Genomic DNA, 19,528 nt, shown 5'->3' on the forward strand with positions numbered 1-19,528 from the left:
TAACGGAACGCCAGTTCGCGGTCTTCGGGGGACGCGTAGACACCACCCTGCGGGTAGGGCGACAGCCCGAGATCGTCCGTGCACGACAGCGAGACCTGAAACAGACACAGATCCGTGTGCCGCTTCGCCTCGCCTGCCGCGACCTCGTGGGCGTTTGAAAGTGAGACCGTCGTGAGTCGCTTGCCCGCGTGGTGACGAGACCGCCACGACAGAAGCGCCCGCCCGTCGAGCACCTCGCGTCTTCCGCTCGATGTGATGTCGACCATCTCGCGATCGGACAGCTGCCGACGTTGCCAGTGATCTTCGACGCCGTCCACCTTCGTGTAGGCCCCTGCGCGGAGGTCGACCGCGATCACATCTCCCGAGTGGACGAACGACACCCCCATGGACTGAGGTGCCCAGCCGAACGCACCCGTGATGTTGATCCCGGAGTCTTCGTCTTCCGCCTCCGTCACCCCGACATCGAGCGTCCCGTCATCGTCGATCGGTTCGTCGTTCTCGACGGTCGCTTCGTCCGCGTCAAGGATCTCGACGTCCTCATCTACGGATGCGGGCGCCGCACCGACCTCGACGGGGTACAGCGTTCCGACGAGGTAGGCGTACACCGGGTTCCGCTCAAGCAGCTCGCCTCGACCGCCGAGCGGGCCCAGCCATCGTCGCCTCACCTCGGCGATGACGGCGTCGCGGCCGGCGCGCGGGTCGTAAATCGGCTCAGCGGATTCACCCGCTGCGGCGGCGGCGACGTCGGTCATTTCTTGCTCCAGAGATAATCGAACTCGTTGTAGGCGAGCTGCTCACCGAATTGCTCGAAGGTGTCCTCGACGTTCACGACCAGGCACCGTTCCGTTCCGCCGTTCGCCGGTCCGCGAAGACCGCGCCCGACCATCTGCAGGTATCGATTCGGGCTGAAGGTCGGGCGGGCGATGTACAGCGCACGCACCTTGGGCGCATCGAACCCCTGGGTGAGCAGGTCGCAGTTCACGAGCACTTGCGACTCCCCCGTCTTGAATCGCTCGATCACGCGCCGGCGCTGATGCTTGCGCACACCGCCATCGACTGACTCGGCCCGGACGTCCTGCAGACGTAAGAGCGCGGCAATGGTATGGGCGGAGGCGACGGATGCCGCGAAGACCAGGACCGGCCAGTCAGGGTTCTCGTCCAGGAGCGCCTTGATGTGGTCGACGACGGTTTGCGTGCGTCCCATGTCCTGACCGATCAAGGTCAGCATGTTCTTCGTGACTTCCTTCATCTGCCGGAACTCGGCGTCCTGATCCGACACCGACAACGACACGCCCCTGAGGATGTCGTAATCGACTTCCGAGAGCACCTCACGGTCCCTGAGCTCTCCGATGGGATCCTCCGGATCCAGCGCCTCGAGCCGGTTCGTTCCGAACCGTTCCACGAACCGTCGGTTGAGCTCCTCGTTGCGGCCGCGGAACGGAGTCGCCGTCAGCCCCAACAGGGGCCTGTCAGTGCGCGCCGCCGTGAGACCGAGGTTCCGGAGGATGTCGGTGTACGTCTTCGTTCCCGCGGTGTGGGCCTCATCGATGACGACCATGCCCGGGCGGGCCAGCCACCCGTACTGCGGTTCGCCGAGCCTGCTGAGCAACGTCGCGTCGATGGCGACGACGATCTGCAACTCTTCGTTCGACTCATCGAGTTCGTGACCTGACCAGAAGCGGCTGATGTCGAGCGGGCGCTCATCGCCGATCCACCGCCAGACCTCCGTGAAGGCCGTGATTGCCTGCTCACAGAGTTCCTCACTCTGGGCGATCCAGAGCAGCGGCGACTCAACGGCCCCGGTCTTCATCAGCTTGAGCAGGGCCTCGACCGTGACCCGGGTCTTCCCGGCACCGGTGGGCAGGTAGAGAAGCCCTCTCTTCTTGGCAGTATCCGCGGTCGTGGCGAGCTCGGTGATCTGCTCAGCGAGATCAGCCTGGAAATCATGCAACTCGTTGAGGGAGATCTGCCCCTGCACCTGGGTGACCGAAGGTGGGTGCGATTCCCGCGTACCGGCGAATGACGTGTCGAATCCGAGGAGTTTGACGGCGCTTTGAGCCACGGGTGAACCATCCCACCTCGAGGGAACGGGAATGCCGGCACGGGCGAGATCCTCCCGCAGCGCGCGAAGAGCGTCCTGCCCGTGCACCTGCAGGAAGAGTTCGGCGACTTCCCGGTCGCCGAGCACGCCGGTGCGGGACTCGACAGCCGGAAGCAGTCCGTTCGGCAGGCGTTGCCGCAGGGCGTCTGCTCCGACGAGGATGAGGAGGCGAGCCTCGTTGTTTCGCGCCACCTGCGCCCGGTGGATGAGTTCGCTGCGCCGTGCAGCCTCGTCGTCGCGCAAGACGCCCCTGACATCGTCCGCGGTCAGCCCCAGGTCCAGCGCGCGGGACAGATGCTCGAGCGCCTGCTCCGCGTCCAGAGAAGAGTCGACGATCACGACGCCGTCCTGCTTCGCCCCCTGGAGCCGCCGCCTCGACACACCGTGGATGCTCTGCAGAACGCGGAAGATCGACTCCGCTCGAGCGATCTTCTGCTTGTTGAGCCGAGCCGTGACGCGTCCTTGCAGACTCGGATAGATGTCGAGGACCGGCGTGGCTTCATCGACGCCGATGACTTCGAGTGATTGCTGCAACGCGTCGCCTGCCGTGAGCAGCTCCCACCTCGCCACGAGTTCACCGAGGTCACCTTCCGTCGGGAGGTAAGCGACTGATGCTTCGTCGAGCGCCGCGGCATCGCCCGGCTTGATCGTCACTGCGACTTCACGACGAGGGATGAGCGTCACCACCCCCTTTGAAACAGCCGGGATGACTTCCGGGACGGCGACGTCAGGGCGGGCCGCGCAAACCCGTACGAGATCCGTGAAGGCATCCGCATCCGCCACGCCGATCGCGTATCCGTCCGTGGCGAGGAAGGCAGCGAGATGCTGAGCCGGGAGCGTACCCGGTTCAGTCGGCAGCCCCAGCGCGACGCTCAGCTCTGCGTCGGCCACCACGGGCAGGAACGCGCCGAATCTGTGGAGCCGCGACGACACCGCGTCCGTGGGCTGAACGACCCCCTTGGTGGTGAGGACACGACCGAAGTTGCGGACGGCCCACCACTCGAAACTGGATGCCGGGATCTCGGCGACCTTCCCCGGCGCAATGCGGACCCTCAGTGTGATTCCACGGCTTGCCATGATCCGCAGGACGCCGCGCGTCCAGAACACCCGCTCCTGATCGGTGAGGTCGTCGGCGAGGACGTCGAGCGGCCCCACGCCGTCACCGTCCGGAACGACGACATGGGCATCACCGAAGCCCGAGCGCTTGAGATGGGCAAGCGCCATCTTCTTCACCGCCGAGACGTAATGCGGCTTCAGCGCGTCGCGGTCGAGTGGGTAGCCCACGACCGGAGCGTCGACGGCTCCCGCCGCCCTGACCAGTGCGACACTCGGCACGCTGGTGTTGTCGAAGTGTCGTGCCGGGACAGCCCGGGCGAACCCCGGATCGGCGACGGTCTCACGCGCGGGCCGCCAGCCTCCGGCCATGGTGGGTATGAGGATGTCCACCCCGCGCTCGCGAACCCGGCGGATCGCCTCGAGCGCCACCGCGGGCGTCGCACTTCCGAGCACCCCCCAGAATCTTCCCCACTCGTCGTGCCCCCACCGATCGGACGCGGTGTGCGCCAGCGCGGAGGCCGTCTCGTCCGCCGACACGGCGCGGAATCCCAGGAGACGCAGATCATCCGAGACCGTGCCGTGCGCTGCGATCTCGGCCCGCACCGTGCGCACACCGTGCGGGACATCGGCCCCGTCCAGCGGCAACAGCACCGAATTGAACGCATCCACCCGCGCCCAGGCGCCGCCTTCGAGCGGCACGATCGGCGCAGGTCCGACCGCAGCCTTCATCTCCGCCGACACCGGCGCCAGCGCTGCGGCGATGGAGATTGCGGCTTCGACATCATCAGGCGAACCGGCCCGCGCCAGTTCTTCCAGCCACGCCGCAACCCCACTTTCTTTCGATGAACGTTCCTCGTCGGTGCCGCCCAAGAGGGTCCGAAGACGGAGACGCCGAGTGGGGGTGGTGAAGCACTGCCAATGCGGCATGGTCTTGCGAGGCGCACGCTCCTGCCACGCGCGGGCAGCACCCGGGGTGATCGGGGCCTTCTCCAGCTCCGGCACCCGCTCGAAGTACGCCGGCACCTTCAGCTCGCCCGTCGTGTCGGGGATCATCGGGCGTCGGACCGCGCGCTCGGGAATCGCCACAGAGAGGAATCTGTCGGCGTTGCTTCGGGCTTCGCGCCCGCGGGCAGGGAAAAGGTCCAGATGCGCAGCGGCATCTGCGGGTGTCGCTGCCCGTGTGACGACATCGAGGAACAGGTCGGCTGCGACGCCCAACATCGATTTGTTCAGGAGCGACCCGGGAACCAGTGATGTGCGGTCGTCGTTGACCTGCCACGGCGCGTTGAAGATGCCACTCGCTGTCGTCTCGTCGATCAGCGGAAACCACGCCCACAGTCGACCGACGCCGGCGCGACCCTCGGGGCGCACCGCATAGGACACGGTCATGGATGCTCGACGCGACGTCTCCGGCAAAGTCGCCGCGACGTCGATCGTCGGCTCATACGGCCGCTCGGCGTAGAGCCACCGAACGGGCTCTGCCCCCGGAACGATGAGGCGCACCTCGCCGGCGTCCGGGTGCCCCTCTCGCAGGAGATCGCGCGAGGTCGGCGCTGTTCCCGGCGTCGCCTGGATCGTGATCCTCAGCCGGTCGAGCGGCTTGAAGAACAGCAACGACTCGACCTCGAAGGTCTCGAGCTCCTTACGAAGGCGTTGCCCCTCACGGGTGAGAGGGAGCTTGATCACCGTCGTCGCCCACGACATCAACTCGGCGAGATTCGGATCTTCCGCCGCCGCCCGCACCGGGTCGGCGAGCGTCGGGATGCGGAGAAGCGGAAGGCGTCCACCCTCGGTCGGTATGCCGGCGAACAACTCGGCGGTATCGGGGGCGTTGAACTCGAAGCTCACCGCACGGCTGTAGATCTGCGGGTGGTCGGTGATGCCGAGAATCGACTTGAACCCCAGGCCGAAGCGGCCGATCTCATCCCCGCGCTTCGTGCTGAGGAACGCATAAGTGACCGCGCGAACTCCGTCACGAGTGAATTCCGATCCCTCGTTGGCGCAGTACAGCGCTCCGTCCGCGATTCGGAACTCGACCGTCCCGGTTCCACCGGAGGCCCCGATGGCGTCGACGGCGTTCTGCAACAGTTCGCTGATTTGGCGACTTCCGTAGCCTCCGGTGCGGAAGCTGTCCTCTTGCCGAACGTGCTCCAGGAGCAGGTCAGAATCGTTCTCATACGTCCGCAGCGCGGTCGCTTGCCGCTCTTCGATATACCCCCGCAGTTGCGGATCCATGAGCTCCGGCCATCTCGTCACGGTCTTACCCCCCTCAGTAAGTGGACGACGTCCACACCGGGCGACTCCGCCCAGCCGACTGACGATAGGGGCCACCACCGACATCGCCCCCGCGACCGGCCCCAAGTCTTCTCGAGCATAGGCAAAAGATGAGAGTCGCCTAATGTCATATGTGCGAGTCGATCAATTCCTCGGGTAGGCGAGGTAGGCGGCCCGGGAGCGCCGGCTACGATGGCCGAACGGCCGTGACGGGGGAACGAGCGAGGGAGTGGAGCCGGGTGAGTGCCACGCAGGCGACGGAGAATCGAACGCTCAACGTCGCTCCCGGTTCTCTGGTGCGAGTTCGCGACGCCGACTGGCTTGTCACCAACGCCTCCCCCACCCAGGACGGCCTTCTGGTCGAGGTCACCGGCCTGTCCGAGCTCGTGCGGGACACCCGCGCTGCGTTCTACGAACACCTCGACGAGATCCTCCCCTACGACCCTCGCAAGACGAAGGTCCGCGCGGACGACTCGCCCAAGTACCGCCGCTCTCGGCTGTGGCTCGAGTCCACCCTCCGCAAGACACCGATCCCTCTCGGCGAGGGCCGTCTCTCGGTCTCGACGCAGATGCTCACCGACGCCCTCGGCTACCAGCGTTCGGCCGTTCAAAGAGCACTGAGCAACGACAACCTGCGCCCCCGCATACTGCTCGCTGACACCGTCGGTCTCGGCAAGACGATCGAGATCGGGATGATCCTGTCCGAGCTCGTCCGCCGTGGACGCGGCGAGCGCATTCTCATCGTCACGCCGAAGCACGTGCTCGAGCAGATGCAGTTCGAGATGTGGACACGCTTCGCCCTCCCGTTCGTCCGCCTCGACTCGGTCGGGATCCAACGCGTGCGTCAGAAGCTGCCAGCGACACGCAACCCATTCAGCCTCTACAAACGCGTCATCATCTCGATGGACACACTCAAGCAGGACCGCTACCTCAATCACCTCCGCAAGCATCAATGGGACGCCGTCGTCATCGACGAATCGCACAACCTCACCGGTTCGGGCACACAGAACAACACCCTCGCCCGCGTGCTCGCACCGAACACCGAGGCACTGATCCTCGCCTCGGCCACGCCACACAACGGCAGCAAGGAGTCGTTCGCCGAGCTCGTGCGCCTGCTCGAACCGACCGCGGTCGGCCCCGACGGCGACATCGATCGCACGGCTCTCGACCGGCTCGTCGTGCGTCGCCACCGCCATTCACCCGAGGTCGCGCGCGAAGTCGGCGACGACTGGGTCGAGCGCAAGGAGCTGCAGCATCTCCTCGTCGACGCGTCCCCGGAAGAGGATGCCGTCGCCCACGAGCTCGCGGACGTCTGGCTCTACCCCGCGTCGGGCGCGAGCCCGTACTCGGGTGAGAACAAGGGCCTCTTCCCCTGGACGCTCGCCAAGGCGTACTTGTCGAGCCCGCCGGCGCTCGTCGAGTCGGTGCGCAACCGCATCCGCACCCTCGGTGATGAGCTCATCGACGCGCAGATGCGCGAACGCGAGGCGCTCGAACGGCTCCTCACCCTCGCTCGGGCGAGCGCCGATGCGCCTTCCGCGAAGCTGGGCGAACTCGTCCGATACCTGAAGGGCATCGGCGTCTCCAAAACCTCCGACACGCGCGCCGTCGTCTTCTCGGAGCGCGTCCCCACGCTCCTGTGGATCCGGGAGCAGCTCCAGACTCACCTCGGCCTCAAGCCCGAGCAGGTCGCCGTCCTGCACGGCGGCCTCTCCGACGTCGAGCAGCAGAAGATCGTCGAGTCGTTCAAGCTCTCGTCGAGCCCGATCCGCATCCTCGTCACCGGAGACATCGCGTCCGAGGGTGTGAACCTTCACTCCCAGTGCCACGAGCTCATTCACTTCGACATCCCGTGGAGCCTCATCCGCATCGAGCAGCGCAACGGGCGCATCGACCGCTACGGGCAGCGCCACGCTCCGCAGATCACGACCCTCCTTCTCCGTCCGAGCCATGAGAAATTCGCCGGCGACGTGCGCGTCCTCACCGCGCTCGTGAAGCGTGAGAACGAGGCACACGGCGCCCTCGGCGACGCCGGCGCGCTTATGGGCAAGTACAGCGTCACGGCCGAGGAGAAGGCGGTCGAGGACGCGCTCGTGAAGGGCAAGTCGCTCGAAGACGTCATCCCCACCCCCGACGCGGCCGCCACGGACGACGACCCCTGGCTGAGCTTCATCCTCGGCGAGGCCGACCACCACGCAGACACCAGCACAGAGGTGACGGTGTCGGAACGGATCACCACCGGACTGTTCCCGTCGGATGCCGCGTACCTCGCCTCGGCCCTAGAAGAGGTCTTCGAGACCCCCGCCGCGCCCCAAGCGGCCGGCGGCGTGGAATGGCGCGAGCACACCGGGTACGGACTCGTCGAAATCCACCCCACCGACGACCTGCGTCAGCGGCTCTCGGTGCTCCCACAGTCCTACTTGGCCGAGCGCCGGGTCGTCGACGACATGAAGCTCGCTATCACCCCCGCTCTCGCGCAGGCCTCGCTCGAGGACGCGCGCGACGACCGCTCGAACCAGAAGGGGCTGTGGCCCGAAGCCCACTACCTCGGCCCTCTGCACCCCGTGCTCGACTGGGTGGGTGACCGCACCCTGGCCCGCCTCGGCCGCGACGAGGTGTTCGTCGTGCGCGGCGACGTGTTCGCGCCCACGGTCCTCGTCCTCGGGTCGCTCACGAACGAGCGCGGCCAGGTCATCGCCACAAACCTGGTCGCGGTCTCGGGCATGTCGGTGCAGCCCTTCGCCGACGCCGCCGAGGCGTTCGACGAGCTCGGCGTCACCCACGACCGCAGCAATCCCTCGCCCGTCGCCGACGTCGACGACCTGCAGAAGCTCATCCCGACGGCCGTCCACGCCGCCGAGGAACACCTGCGACTGACGTCCGAGGCCGCGGCACAAGACGTCCGTCGTCGCGTGAGCGAGTGGTCCGACCGCGTGCAGGAGTGGGTGGACGCCTCCGGGGACCTTGTGCAGCGCGCCGAGGTCCGCGAGCGCACCCGCCGGGTGCGCGAAGAGTCCGAGGTCGCGCGGACGATGCTGCCCGCGCGTCACCTGGCCCGACCGTTGCTCGTGATCGTCCCCGAGGAGAACTGAGAATGGCATCGGATGCCTTCATCGTCGGCGAAGACTGGATCAGCGAGCACTACTTCAACACCGAGTCGACGAAGCAGTCGTTTCAGTCCCGGGTCACCGCTCTGCGCAAGTCGTGGGACGAGCGCGCCAAGGACGGCGAGCAGACGCCGTCCTCACGCCTCGCCGCCGTGCGACGCGATCTTTTGAGCGCGCTCGCAAGCGAGGCGACGGATGCCGGGGCCTACGACTCCGCCGTACTCACACCGCTCGTCGGCGCCCTCGGCTACGCCGACGCGCGATGGCACCGCACTGTCGTCGGGCCGGTGACGATCGTCGCGCCCGCCGACACCCCGGGGTCTCCCGCGAGTGCGGTCATCCGCGCTCGCAGGGTCGACGACCTCTCGGACCTGCTCGCCAAGGATTCCGCCACCCTCCTCGGACCCTTCACCCCCGACGACGCCGACGCAGTGACCTCCGTCGCTCGCTGCCTCTCGTTCCTCTTCAGCGGCGACGACACTCCACCATTCGCCGTCGTCCTGTCGGGTACCTGGGCGCTCCTTGCCGAGCGCGACCGGTGGGCCGAGGGCCGTTACCTGGCCGTCGATCTTCAGCTCGTACTCGATCGCAACGACACCAAGAGGGGCGGCGAGTCCGACCGCGCCGTCGCCGTGCTGAGCAGCGAGACGGTGCTTCCGGATGTCGACGGCTCGACGTGGTGGACTGAGACCCTCGACGACTCGGTCAAGCACACCGTCGGCGTCTCAAAGGACCTCCGCGAGGGCGTGCGTGAGTCGATCGAGATCATCGCGAACGAGGCCGTCCGACGCCGCAAGGCTGGGGGCCTCGACCCGCTGCCCGACAGTGACGCGAACGTCCTCGCGCGGCAGTCGCTGCGCTACCTCTACCGGATCCTCTTCCTGCTCTACGCCGAGGCGTCGCCCGAGATGAAGGTGCTGCCGATCGGCGCACCGGAGTACGCGCTCGGCTACGGGCTCGACCGTCTGCGCGAGCTCGTGCTCGTCGAGCTGGGTGAGGAGTCGCACCACCGCACGCACCTGTACTCCTCGCTCGCGACCCTTTTCCGACTGGTGGATGCCGGACACGACGCCGGCGTTCAGCAGGAGACTGACGAGACCCTGCGTGAGGGGCTTACGTTCAATCCGCTCAACGCCGACCTGTTCGCCAAGCAAGCGACCTCGCTGATCGATGAGGTCGGTCTCGGTGACGGCGCGCTGCAGCGCGTGCTGCAGCTGTTGCTCCTGACCCGCGAGAACCAGGTGAAGAAGGGCCGCGACCGCGGCTTCATCTCCTATGCCGACCTCGGTATCAACCAGCTCGGAGCGGTGTACGAGGGGCTGATGTCGTACACGGGCTTCTTCGCGAAGGAACCGCTTTTCGAAGTCGCGCCCGGTGGCGACGGGTCGAAGGGCTCGTGGGTCGTACCGGTGTCGCGAGCCGACGGGATCGCCGACAAGGACTTCGTCCGGCTCACCGACCCGATCACGGGGGAGACGAAGCCGCGCCGCTACAGCGGCGGCGAGTTCGTCTTCCGCCTGTCCGGTCGCGAGCGCCAGACGTCGGCGTCGTACTACTCCCCTGAGGTGCTCACGAAGTTCGTCGTATCCCAGGCCCTCGAAGAGCTGCTCGACCAGGACGGCCACCGCACGACCGCCGAAGAGATCCTCGGGCTGTCGGTGTGCGAGCCCGCGCTCGGGTCAGGCGCGTTCGCCATCGAAGCCGTACGTCAGCTCGCGGAGCAGTACCTCGATCGCCGTGAGCACGAGACCGGCGAACGAATCGACCCCGACGAGCGCCCGCGCGAGCTACAGAAGGTGAAGGCCGCCATCGCGCTGCACCAGGTCTACGGCGTGGACCTCAACTCCACCGCCGTCGAGCTCGCCGAGATCTCGCTGTGGCTCGATACGATGGTCGACGGGCTCGAGGCGCCGTGGTTCGGTCTTCGCCTGCGGCGCGGCAATTCGCTCATCGGGGCGCGCCGCGCGGTGTACACACAAAAGCAGGTGCTCGACAAAGCATGGCTGAACGACACCCCCACCGATGTGCCGATGTCGACCCTCGTCGACGACATGACCGAGGGGCGTGTCGGCAGCGCGACCTCGGGCAAGATCCACCACTTCCTCCTGCCGGCGGACGGATGGGGTTCGGCGGTCGACGCCAAGGAGGCGAAGGAGCTCGCACCCGACGCGCACGCCGCGCTCCGCGCGTGGCGCAACGCGATCCGACGCAAGCCTACGAACGCGCAGCTCAAGCGCCTGACCGCCCTCTCGCACCGCGTTGAGGTGCTGTGGCAGTTCACGCTGCGTCGCCTGGAGATCGCCGAGGCGCAGGTCAGCCGCGACATCGAGCTGTGGCACGACCCCCGCCCACTGACCGACGACGGGGGCACGGTCGTCTCCCGCGCTGACATCGATGCGTTCCTGCGAGACCCCGACGGTGCCTATCAGCGGCTTCGCCGGGTGATGGACGCCTGGTGCGCACTGTGGTTCTGGCCGCTCACCGACACCGTCACACAGGAGGTCACACCGCCCACGCTCGACGAGTGGATCGAGGGGCTGGAAGCGACGCTCGGTCGTCACAGCGAAGCCAAGCCACGTCGCGGTGGCGAGGGTGCGCAGACGCTGGGTCTCCCGACCAGCTGGGGAAATCTCGCGGACGCCGAGGCCGTTGATCTCGGCTACGCCGGGGCCTTGTCAGGCGCCGACATCGAGAAGCAGCACCCTTGGGTGCGCATCACGCGCGAGGTCAGCGCCGCGAACGGCTTCTTCCACTGGGAGCTCGACTTCGCGGGTGTCTTCGCACGTGGTGGCTTTGACTTGCAGGTAGGAAACCCGCCCTGGGTGCGACCGCGATCTAATGTCGACGCGCTGCTCGCCGAAGGCGACCCGTGGTGGCAGCTCGCCGTGAAGCCGACGCAAGCTCAGGTGAAGGCCAAGCGCGAACAGACGCTGCAGCTAGATGGCATACGCGATCTGCTTGTAGATGGAACCGCCGAGGTCGCGTGCACGGCTGCCTTCGTCGGCTCTCCACTCGTCTATCCGCACTTGACGGGTCTGCAGCCCGACCTTTATCGCTGCTTCATGGAGCTTTCCTGGCGCAATGCGAGCCTTCGAGGCGCATCGGCATTGATTCACTATGAGACGCATCTGACGGACGAGAAGGCCGGGGTCTTGAGGGAAGCCTCCTACACTCGTCTTCGCAGACACTGGCACTTCGTTAATGAGCTCCGCCTGTTCGAGATAGAGGATCACAAACACTACGGAATCAGCGTCTTCGGGAATGCGCGGACCGAAGTCTCCTTCCTGAACGCATCTTGGCTATACCACCCTGAGACGGTCACCGGGTCTCTGCGCCACGACGGTTCCGGCCCAGAGCCGGGGCTCAAGACAGAGGAGGGTATCTGGGACGTCCGGCCCCACCGGAGCCGGATCACCCACGTCAATCTCGCCCGTTTGGCCTCGTGGCACGCGCTCCTCGAGGAGCCGGCAACGCCCATCACCCGCACACGGATGGTCTACGCGGTCAATCAGGCGACAGCGGATGTGCTCGCCAAGCTCAGCCACGCCTCTCGCCTTGGTGAGCTCGGTCTCGAGTTCTCTGCAGGCTGGCACGAGAAAGGCGACCGCACGAAGGGCTACTTCGACGTCGAATGGGGGCCAGTCGAGTCGTGGGACCACGCGATCCTGCAAGGCCCTCACATCTTTGTCGGGAACCCGTTCTACAAGTCACCGAACTCGACCATGCTTCACAACCAGGACTGGTCACCCATCGACCTCGAGACGCTCGGTGCCAACGCTATGCCAGTGACCGCCTATAAACCGGCGAACAGCAAGGCCGATTATGACGCCGCGTACACCCACTGGGGCGAAGACCGCGTCCCCGCCCGCTCGCGGTTTCGGCTCGCATGGCGGGGCATGGCCGCCAACACGGGCGAACGAACACTGATCAGCGCCATAATTCCGCCCGGTGCCAGTCACATCCACGGCGTATCCGCCGCCGGTTCACCTATAGAAGACGCTCATATCCTCGACGCCGCAACGGTCACCTCATCGCTCATCGCGGACGCCGCGGTGCGAATCGCTCCCAAGAGCGGCATTTCGATCAGCACCATACGGCGACTACCACGCAGTATCCATCCGCACCTTCTTACGGAATCGCGCGTGCGTTCCTTGCGTCTGCTCGCACTTACCGATGCGTACGCGGATCTGGTTGCGGTCGCTTACGACCCGGGGATGGCGGGCGTCGAGTGGGCAGGTGGCATCGACTATGGCAACCGGGGGTCAATCGGCCTCAACTCAAGCCAGTGGTCCATTGCGACTCCGCTCCGACGCGCCTCGGATCGCCGCCAGGCGCAGATCGAGATCGACTCGATCGTGGCACTCTCCCTCGGTATCACCGCCGACGAACTGTGCACCATTTACCGTACACAGTTCGCTGTGCTCTACGGGTACGACCGCAACGTCTACTTCTACGATGCGAACGGCCGCCTCGTCCCGAACGAAGTCCTGAAGGTCTGGCGCCAGAAGGGCGACGAGATCACGCAGGATGAGCGGAGCGCGACGAACGCCTCCGGCAACACCTATGAATACGTGCTGCCCTACGTCACCCTCGATCGCGAGGCCGACATGCGACAGGCCTATGCGCACTTCGAGCGGATCCTGCAGGAGCGCTCGTGAGCGAGCTGCTTCCTTCGCGTCAGGCGGCGCAGATTCGCTCCGGACTCGTCGACTTCCTCACGACGACGTTCGCGCTGTCCGACGAGGAAGCGCAGGGCGCACTCCGCGGCTTCCTCGACGACCCTGACGACGGAATCTTCCGGGGCCCGTACGTCCGCGCCCGTGTGCCGTTCCGCGCGGCCGACGACGGGTGGCGTGATGCGCTCGGCTGGTACGAGGGACACACTCCCTATGGACACCAGGCCGAGGCGTTCCGGCGCCTGAGTTCGGCGAACCTCGGCGAACAGCCCGACGGATCGGTCAAGTCCGCGCCCCTTCCGACGCTCGTCGTCACGGGTACCGGATCGGGCAAGACGGAGGCGTTCCTCTACCCGATCCTCGACCACGTCATACGCGCGAAGACCGCCGGTGACGCCGGGGTCAAGGCACTCATCCTGTACCCGATGAACGCGCTCGCGAATGATCAGTCCCGGCGCCTCGCCGAGCTGATCCGCGGGCACGACGCGCTCAAGGGCGTCAGGGCGGCGACATACACCGGCGAGACGGCGGGTCGTAGCCGCACGCGGGTCACCGCCGAGGGGCTGATCAACGACCGGAACACAATCCGCACCGATCCACCCGACATCCTGCTCACCAACTACAAGATGCTCGACCAGCTGCTGCTACGCAGCGCCGACCAGCCGCTGCTCGCAGCGGCCGCGACGAGCCTCCAGTACCTCGTGCTCGACGAGTTCCACACCTACGACGGCGCCCAAGGAACCGACGTCGCCATGTTGCTGCGCCGGCTCGGGCTGACTCTTCGGCGGTTGCGCCCGGCCGGACCGCCGGAACCGACCGGCGCCGGTCCCCTCGGCGACGTGACACCGGTGGCGACGAGCGCGACCCTCGGCGACGACGGCGACCCGGGCCGCATGCTCGAATTCGCCGAGACGGTCTTCGGCATCCCGTTCCCCGCCGACAGCGTCGTGCGCGAGACCCGCCAGTCGATGCGTCAGTGGGTCAACGGCTCCCGCGACAGCGGAACCCTCCTGGGTGGCCGGCCCCGCGCCCTCGACAACTCCCTCGTGTCCCAGATCGTCGCGCTGCACACCGAAGGCGAGGAGACCGCGTCACGGATCTTGGCCGAACGGGTCTTGATCACCCTCTTCGAAGAGGGTTCCGCGCTCGACTGGTCGAACGCCTCCGATGAGGATCTCCTGGCGTCCGTGGCATCCCATCCCCTCGTCCAGGCGATCGCTCAGCGCGCAGCGACCGCGATCGACGTGGACGCACTCGCCGATGCGTTGCTGCCCGCCGGCCTCGGAATCACCGAGACCTTCGAACAGCGCAGCAGCGCCCGTCGCATCTTCATCACCCGTGTTCTGGCGGCGCTGAGCCACGTGCGCGCCCGGGTCGGTCGGAGCGCACTGTCGATCGATCTGCACCTGTGGATCCGCGAGCTCACCCGAATCGATCGCGCGGCGACCCCCACCGTGCGTTTCCACTGGGCCGACGACGGCCCGGTGTCCCCCGGCCACGACGACGTCGAGACGAATTGGTTCCCCGCCGTCTATTGCCGTCACTGCGGGCGTAGCGGCTGGGGAGTCCAGCTCGCCCCGGTCGGCAACGAACTCTCGGCGACCGACGACGACATCCGCCGCGACCATGCGTCACGCGGCCGCAAGAGTCGCTTCCGCGCTCTCCTCCATGCCCCGGTCGAAGCCGACGCCTCCGTCGGGGGCGAGCCCGTGCCGGGACTTGCCTGGTTCGACCACGCGCACCGCGCGCTCCTCCCGGCCGCTCCCTCCGACGCCGAGGAGAGCACCGCGCTCCCCGTGCTCACGCTCACATTGGGCGAGGTCGACGACGACTCGCGCGATGACGTGTGTCCGGCGTGCGGTCGACGTGACGGCATCCGATTTCTCGGAAGTGCCATGGCCACCATGCTCTCGGTCGTCGTGACCACGCTGTTCGGCGACGCCGACCTCGACCGCGCTGAGAAGAAGGCGCTCGTCTTCACAGACAGCGTCCAGGATGCCGCGCACCGCGCCGGCTTCGTGCAAAGTCGCGCGCACGTGTTCGCGCTGCGCAACGCGATCCGTCACGCGGTCGCCGACGACTCGGCACCCCTCGACGAGATCGCCAACCTGCTCGTGCAGGACGCGGGCGACGACCCCGACGCCCGCTACCGCCTGCTGCCGCCCGACCTCGTCGACCGCGAAGAGTTCGTTGAGTTTTGGAAGTCGCCGACCCTCCGCAGTGTGCCCGCGGCCGTACTCACGCGCGTCAAGCGGCGGTTGCAGTTCGACCTCGCGATGGAGTTCGGGCTGCAGTCTCGGGTCGGCCGCACCCTTGAGCTGACCGGGAGCCTCGCGGCATCCGTCTCAGCGACCGAGGCCTCGATGCGGGCCGCGGCCCGCAAGGTGCTCGACGAGACACCCGCCTACGGCGTCCTCGACGGCCTTGCGCCGGCATCGAGTTCGGACGAGGTCGTCGTGCGGTGGGTGCGCGGCGTGCTCGAGCGCATGCGTGACCGCGGAGCGATCGAACACGAATGGTTCACGCGCTACATCGAGGAGGACGGTAAGCGCTGGCCGATCTGGGGCGGCCGCAAGCGCGGAGTCGGGATGCCGGCGTTCCCACCCGGTCGTGACGCGCCGGGCTACCCGCGCGTCGGCCCGCACGCCCCGACGGGCGACGACGCGAGGCGCACCCACCTCGACGTCGTGTCTTCGGCCCAGAGCTGGTACGCGATCTGGGCGAGGAAGACACTCGGCTCGACGCCGACCGACGGCGTGCGACTCACCTCGGCACTGCTCGCCGAGTTGGAGCGAACAGGCCTCCTGCGGTCGCACCCCGTGTCGGGCGGCGCGGCGACCGCGTACCTGCTTCCGCCGTCATCCATCGTCGTCGAGCCCGTCGACGGCTCAACGCTCGCGCGCGGCGACGTGCGACTCGAGTGCACCGTGTGTCGTAACCCCGTCACGGGCACTCCTGATGCGATCGGACAGTTGCGTGACGGCCCCTGCGTATCTGCCCGTTGCCCCGGCACCCTCATCTCCGCGACCAGCGCTGCCGAGAACTACTACCGCACGCTTTACGACAAGGGGTCAATGCGACGCGTCGTCGCGCGGGAGCACACGAGCCTGCTCGACACGACAGTACGACTCGAATACGAGAACGGATTCAAGGCCTCAGCCGGCGACCCCTCGGCACCGAACGTGCTCGTCGCCACCCCGACCCTCGAGATGGGCATCGACATCGGCGACCTGTCCACCGTGATGCTCGCGGGGCTGCCCCGCAGCGTCGCCTCTTACCTGCAGCGAGTCGGTCGCGCCGGGCGCCTGACCGGGAACGCCCTGTCGGTCGCCACGGTCACCGGCCGCGGGGACCAGTTGCCGCGCATGGGTGACCCTCTGTCGGTGATCAACGGCGCCGTCCGGCCGCCCGCAACATTCGTGGACGCCCAGGAGATCCTGCGGCGCCAGTACTTCGCGTCGATCCTCGATCGTCGCGCGGCCGAGGCCGACACCGTGCAGAAGGCGCGCGACGTGCTCACGACGAGCGAAGCAGGCTCGTTCCTCGGTGACGCGGTCGCCTACGCCGACGAAAACGCCGCCGACCTCGTCGAGTCGTTCCTGGGAACATTTCCGGGCCTCGGTTCGGCGGCCGCCGACCGACTCCGCGAATGGGTCACACCGTCGGCAGATCCCGGGACATCAGGCCTGGCGGCATCCGTTCGCGACGCCGTGCATCGCTGGAACGTCGAGTTGCAGACCATCAGTCGGCGGCGTACGGAGATCGGAAACGCGCTCCCCGACCTCGAGAAGGCCGCGGACCTCGGCGTCGAGAGCGATGCGAAGGACGCCTTCCGGGCGGCGCGGGCGGCGGATGGGATGCTGCGCCGGCAGCAGACCGATCTCACCGACGGCTACTGGATCAGTGCCCTGGAACGCTTCGGTCTGCTGCCGAACTACACGCTCCTCGACGACTCGGTACGCCTCGACGCGGCGGTTTCGTGGATCGACCCCGACACCTCCGAGTGGCACGACGACACCTACGCCTACGAGCGCGGCGCGGCCGTCGCGATCCACGAGCTCGCACCGGGCTCGTTCTTCTACGCGCAGGGGCTCGAGATCCCGGTCGACGCGGTCGACCTCGGCCCCGGCGGTGAGGCCGTCGAGGACTGGACCTTCTGCCCCGAGTGCGGCTTCGCCCAGCGTGTCGCGGACGGCGCCGTCACCGAGTGTCCGCGGTGCCGTTCCAAGGGGATCGGCGACGCCGCGCAGAGGATGCCGGCCGCAGAGCTGAAGACCGTGTCCGCCGTCGCCCGGCGCGACGAAGCCGTGATCGGCGACCGCAGCGACGACCGGCGACGGACGGCGTTCACGGTCAAGGTCGCAGCCGACCTCGACCCCGCTGGCATCGTCCGGCGCTGGTACGACCAGGGCACGGGCTTCGGTGTCACCTACGCCCGCGATCTCACGATCCGCTGGATCAATGTCGGCAAGCGTGCCGGCAGTGGCCCCAGCAGGTTCGTCGCCGGCAGCGAGGTCACCGGTCCCCTGTTCCGTGTGTGCGACACGTGCGGCCAGCTCGACTCACAGGCGGGCGGCAACAATCGGCGCGATCACCGACCGTGGTGCCCGCGCCGCGACCAAACCGTCGAGGAGACCGTCACGCTCGCACTCACACGCACGCTCGTCACGCAGGGGATCTTCCTCCGTCTCCCTCCAGCGTTGACACTCGGCGACGGAGTGGTTGTTCCCAGTCTTTCCGCGGCCGTTCTCCTCGGCCTCCGTGAGTCGATGGGTGGTGACCCCGATCACCTGCGGATCGTCCCGGTCACCGAGCCCCTCGGCGAACACGAGGGCGGGACCGCTCAGGCCCTGCTGGTACACGACACTGTGCCCGGCGGCACCGGATACCTCGCCGAACTGGCCGACCCGACTCGTCTGCGCGGCATCCTCACCGAAGCGTGGAGGGTGCTGAAGGACTGCGAGTGCCAGAACGAACAGCGCGCCGCGTGTCACCGCTGCCTGCTGCCCTTCGCACCCAAAACATCGAACCTGTCGCGCGCCTCGGCCGAACAAGCGCTCGCGAAGCTACTCGACGTCTCGAACGGCGCACCCGCGCCTCACTTCGACGTCACCGACGAGGACCCGGGCGTCCCGCTCAGCGAGTCCGTCATCGAGCAGCTCTTCCGCAAGGTCTTCATCGAACGCACCAAAGCGCTCGGCGGCAGCGTCAAGGAGATCCCGGGCGACTGGGGAAACAAGGTGCAGGTGTCGTTCCCGGGAGACGGACGGATCTGGATGCTGCGCCCCCAGGTGTCGCTCGGCCCCACTCAGCCTGATTTCGTCCTGGAGCAGTCCGGCGGCGGCGCCGAACCCATCGCGATCTACACCGATGGCAAGGCGTTCCACGCCACGGTCGAGCACAACCGACTCGCTGACGACGCCGACAAGCGGCGCGCCGCGCGCGGTCTCGGGTATCGCGTGGTCGCCGTCACGTGGGCCGACCTCGTCGACGACAGGCTCGACCCGTCGTGGTTCGTGCGCCCGTGGGCGGAGAAGGTCGCCGCCCAAGCACAGCTGCCCCTCTTACAGCTCGGCAAGCTGACCGTCGATCCGATCACGCTCCTCATGGAGTGGATGCAGAAGCCGGACGATGAGGCGAAGCGTCGGGACACTCTCGCGCGCGTCCTACCGATGATCCTGAAACAGGGTGCCGTCTCGACGCCGTTCGGCGGGGAGTCCGCGCTGGAGCGCGCGGCTCGGGTCTTCACCGAGGGATTGCCGAAGACGGCGGTCCCCGCCGCCGACTGGGTCACAGCCGAGAATCAGCTCGTGTCGACGACGCGGCTCAAGCAACAGGGAGCGACTGAGTTCGCCCTCGTACTCGACGACCGCGATGACGCCCTCACGGCGACCGGCTTCGACCGATCGTGGCGACTCTGGCTGCACCTGTCCAACCTCGTAGGGTGGCGTGGCGACATGTCGGGGGTCGAGATCACGACGTGGTCGAGGCTTGCCTTCACACCGCCGCCTGGCTCCCTAGCTGCAGCCTCTGAGCTTCCCGCTGAGTGGGCTGTGCTCGCACAGCAAGCGACGCAAAGCGAACGTGCCGTCATCGAGCGAATCGCCGCGGCACCCACCCCTGTCCCACGCCTGGGAGTCGAGACGTTCGGCGGCATCCCTCTGTCGATCGCGTGGCCCGAGGCGCGGGTCACGATCGCACTCGGGCTCCAAGCCGGTGAGGCCGAAATCCTCACCACCGATGGGTGGACCCTGCTCGATCCCGAATCCGACGACCTCGCCGCGCAGGTCGAGGCACTGACCCGAGGACTTTGA

General features: G+C 67.3%; 5 protein-coding genes. 4 read left to right on the forward strand and 1 reads right to left on the reverse strand.

Features of this window, described 5'->3' with window-relative positions:
* Positions 1–296 precede the first annotated feature (296 nt).
* The gene (locus AS029_RS17540) at positions 297–770 is read left to right on the forward strand and encodes a hypothetical protein (RefSeq protein ID WP_167345238.1); all 474 of its coding nucleotides are present in this window, start codon (positions 297–299) and stop codon (positions 768–770) included.
* On the opposite strand, the gene AS029_RS07255 is transcribed toward AS029_RS17540, so the two are convergent.
* A complete protein-coding gene (locus tag AS029_RS07255; RefSeq protein WP_058231910.1) occupies positions 749–5,392 on the reverse strand; it encodes a DEAD/DEAH box helicase in 4,644 nt (1,547 codons plus the stop codon). The genes AS029_RS17540 and AS029_RS07255 overlap by 22 nt on opposite strands.
* A gap of 278 nt (positions 5,393–5,670) precedes the next feature.
* Between AS029_RS07255 and AS029_RS07260 the strand changes: the two genes are divergently transcribed.
* Genes AS029_RS07260 through AS029_RS07270 form a run of 3 tightly spaced genes read left to right on the forward strand, consistent with a single transcriptional unit; the run spans position 5,671 to position 19,528 of the window.
* Complete coding sequence (locus AS029_RS07260; protein WP_058231911.1) at positions 5,671–8,523, forward strand: helicase-related protein; 2,853 nt, start codon at positions 5,671–5,673, stop codon at positions 8,521–8,523.
* 2 nt (positions 8,524–8,525) lie between these two features.
* Positions 8,526–13,196 (forward strand): DNA methyltransferase, encoded by a 4,671-nt coding sequence (locus tag AS029_RS07265; RefSeq protein WP_058231912.1) that lies wholly within the window; start codon positions 8,526–8,528, stop codon positions 13,194–13,196.
* Positions 13,193–19,528: a DEAD/DEAH box helicase gene (locus tag AS029_RS07270; protein ID WP_058231913.1), complete on the forward strand. Its 6,336-nt coding sequence runs from the start codon at positions 13,193–13,195 to the stop codon at positions 19,526–19,528. The genes AS029_RS07265 and AS029_RS07270 overlap by 4 nt, the downstream gene beginning before the upstream one ends.

This window comes from Microbacterium enclense (assembly GCF_001456955.1).
GTDB classification, from domain to species: Bacteria; Actinomycetota; Actinomycetes; order Actinomycetales; family Microbacteriaceae; genus Microbacterium; species Microbacterium enclense.

Bases quoted from the DNA above. Each gene is read 5' to 3' on its own strand.
- AS029_RS07255 (WP_058231910.1), bottom strand. From the start codon at position 5,392: ATGGATCCGCAACTGCGGGGGTATATCGAAGAGCGGCAAGCGACCGCG.
- AS029_RS07265 (WP_058231912.1), top strand. From the start codon at position 8,526: ATGGCATCGGATGCCTTCATCGTCGGCGAAGACTGGATCAGCGAGCAC.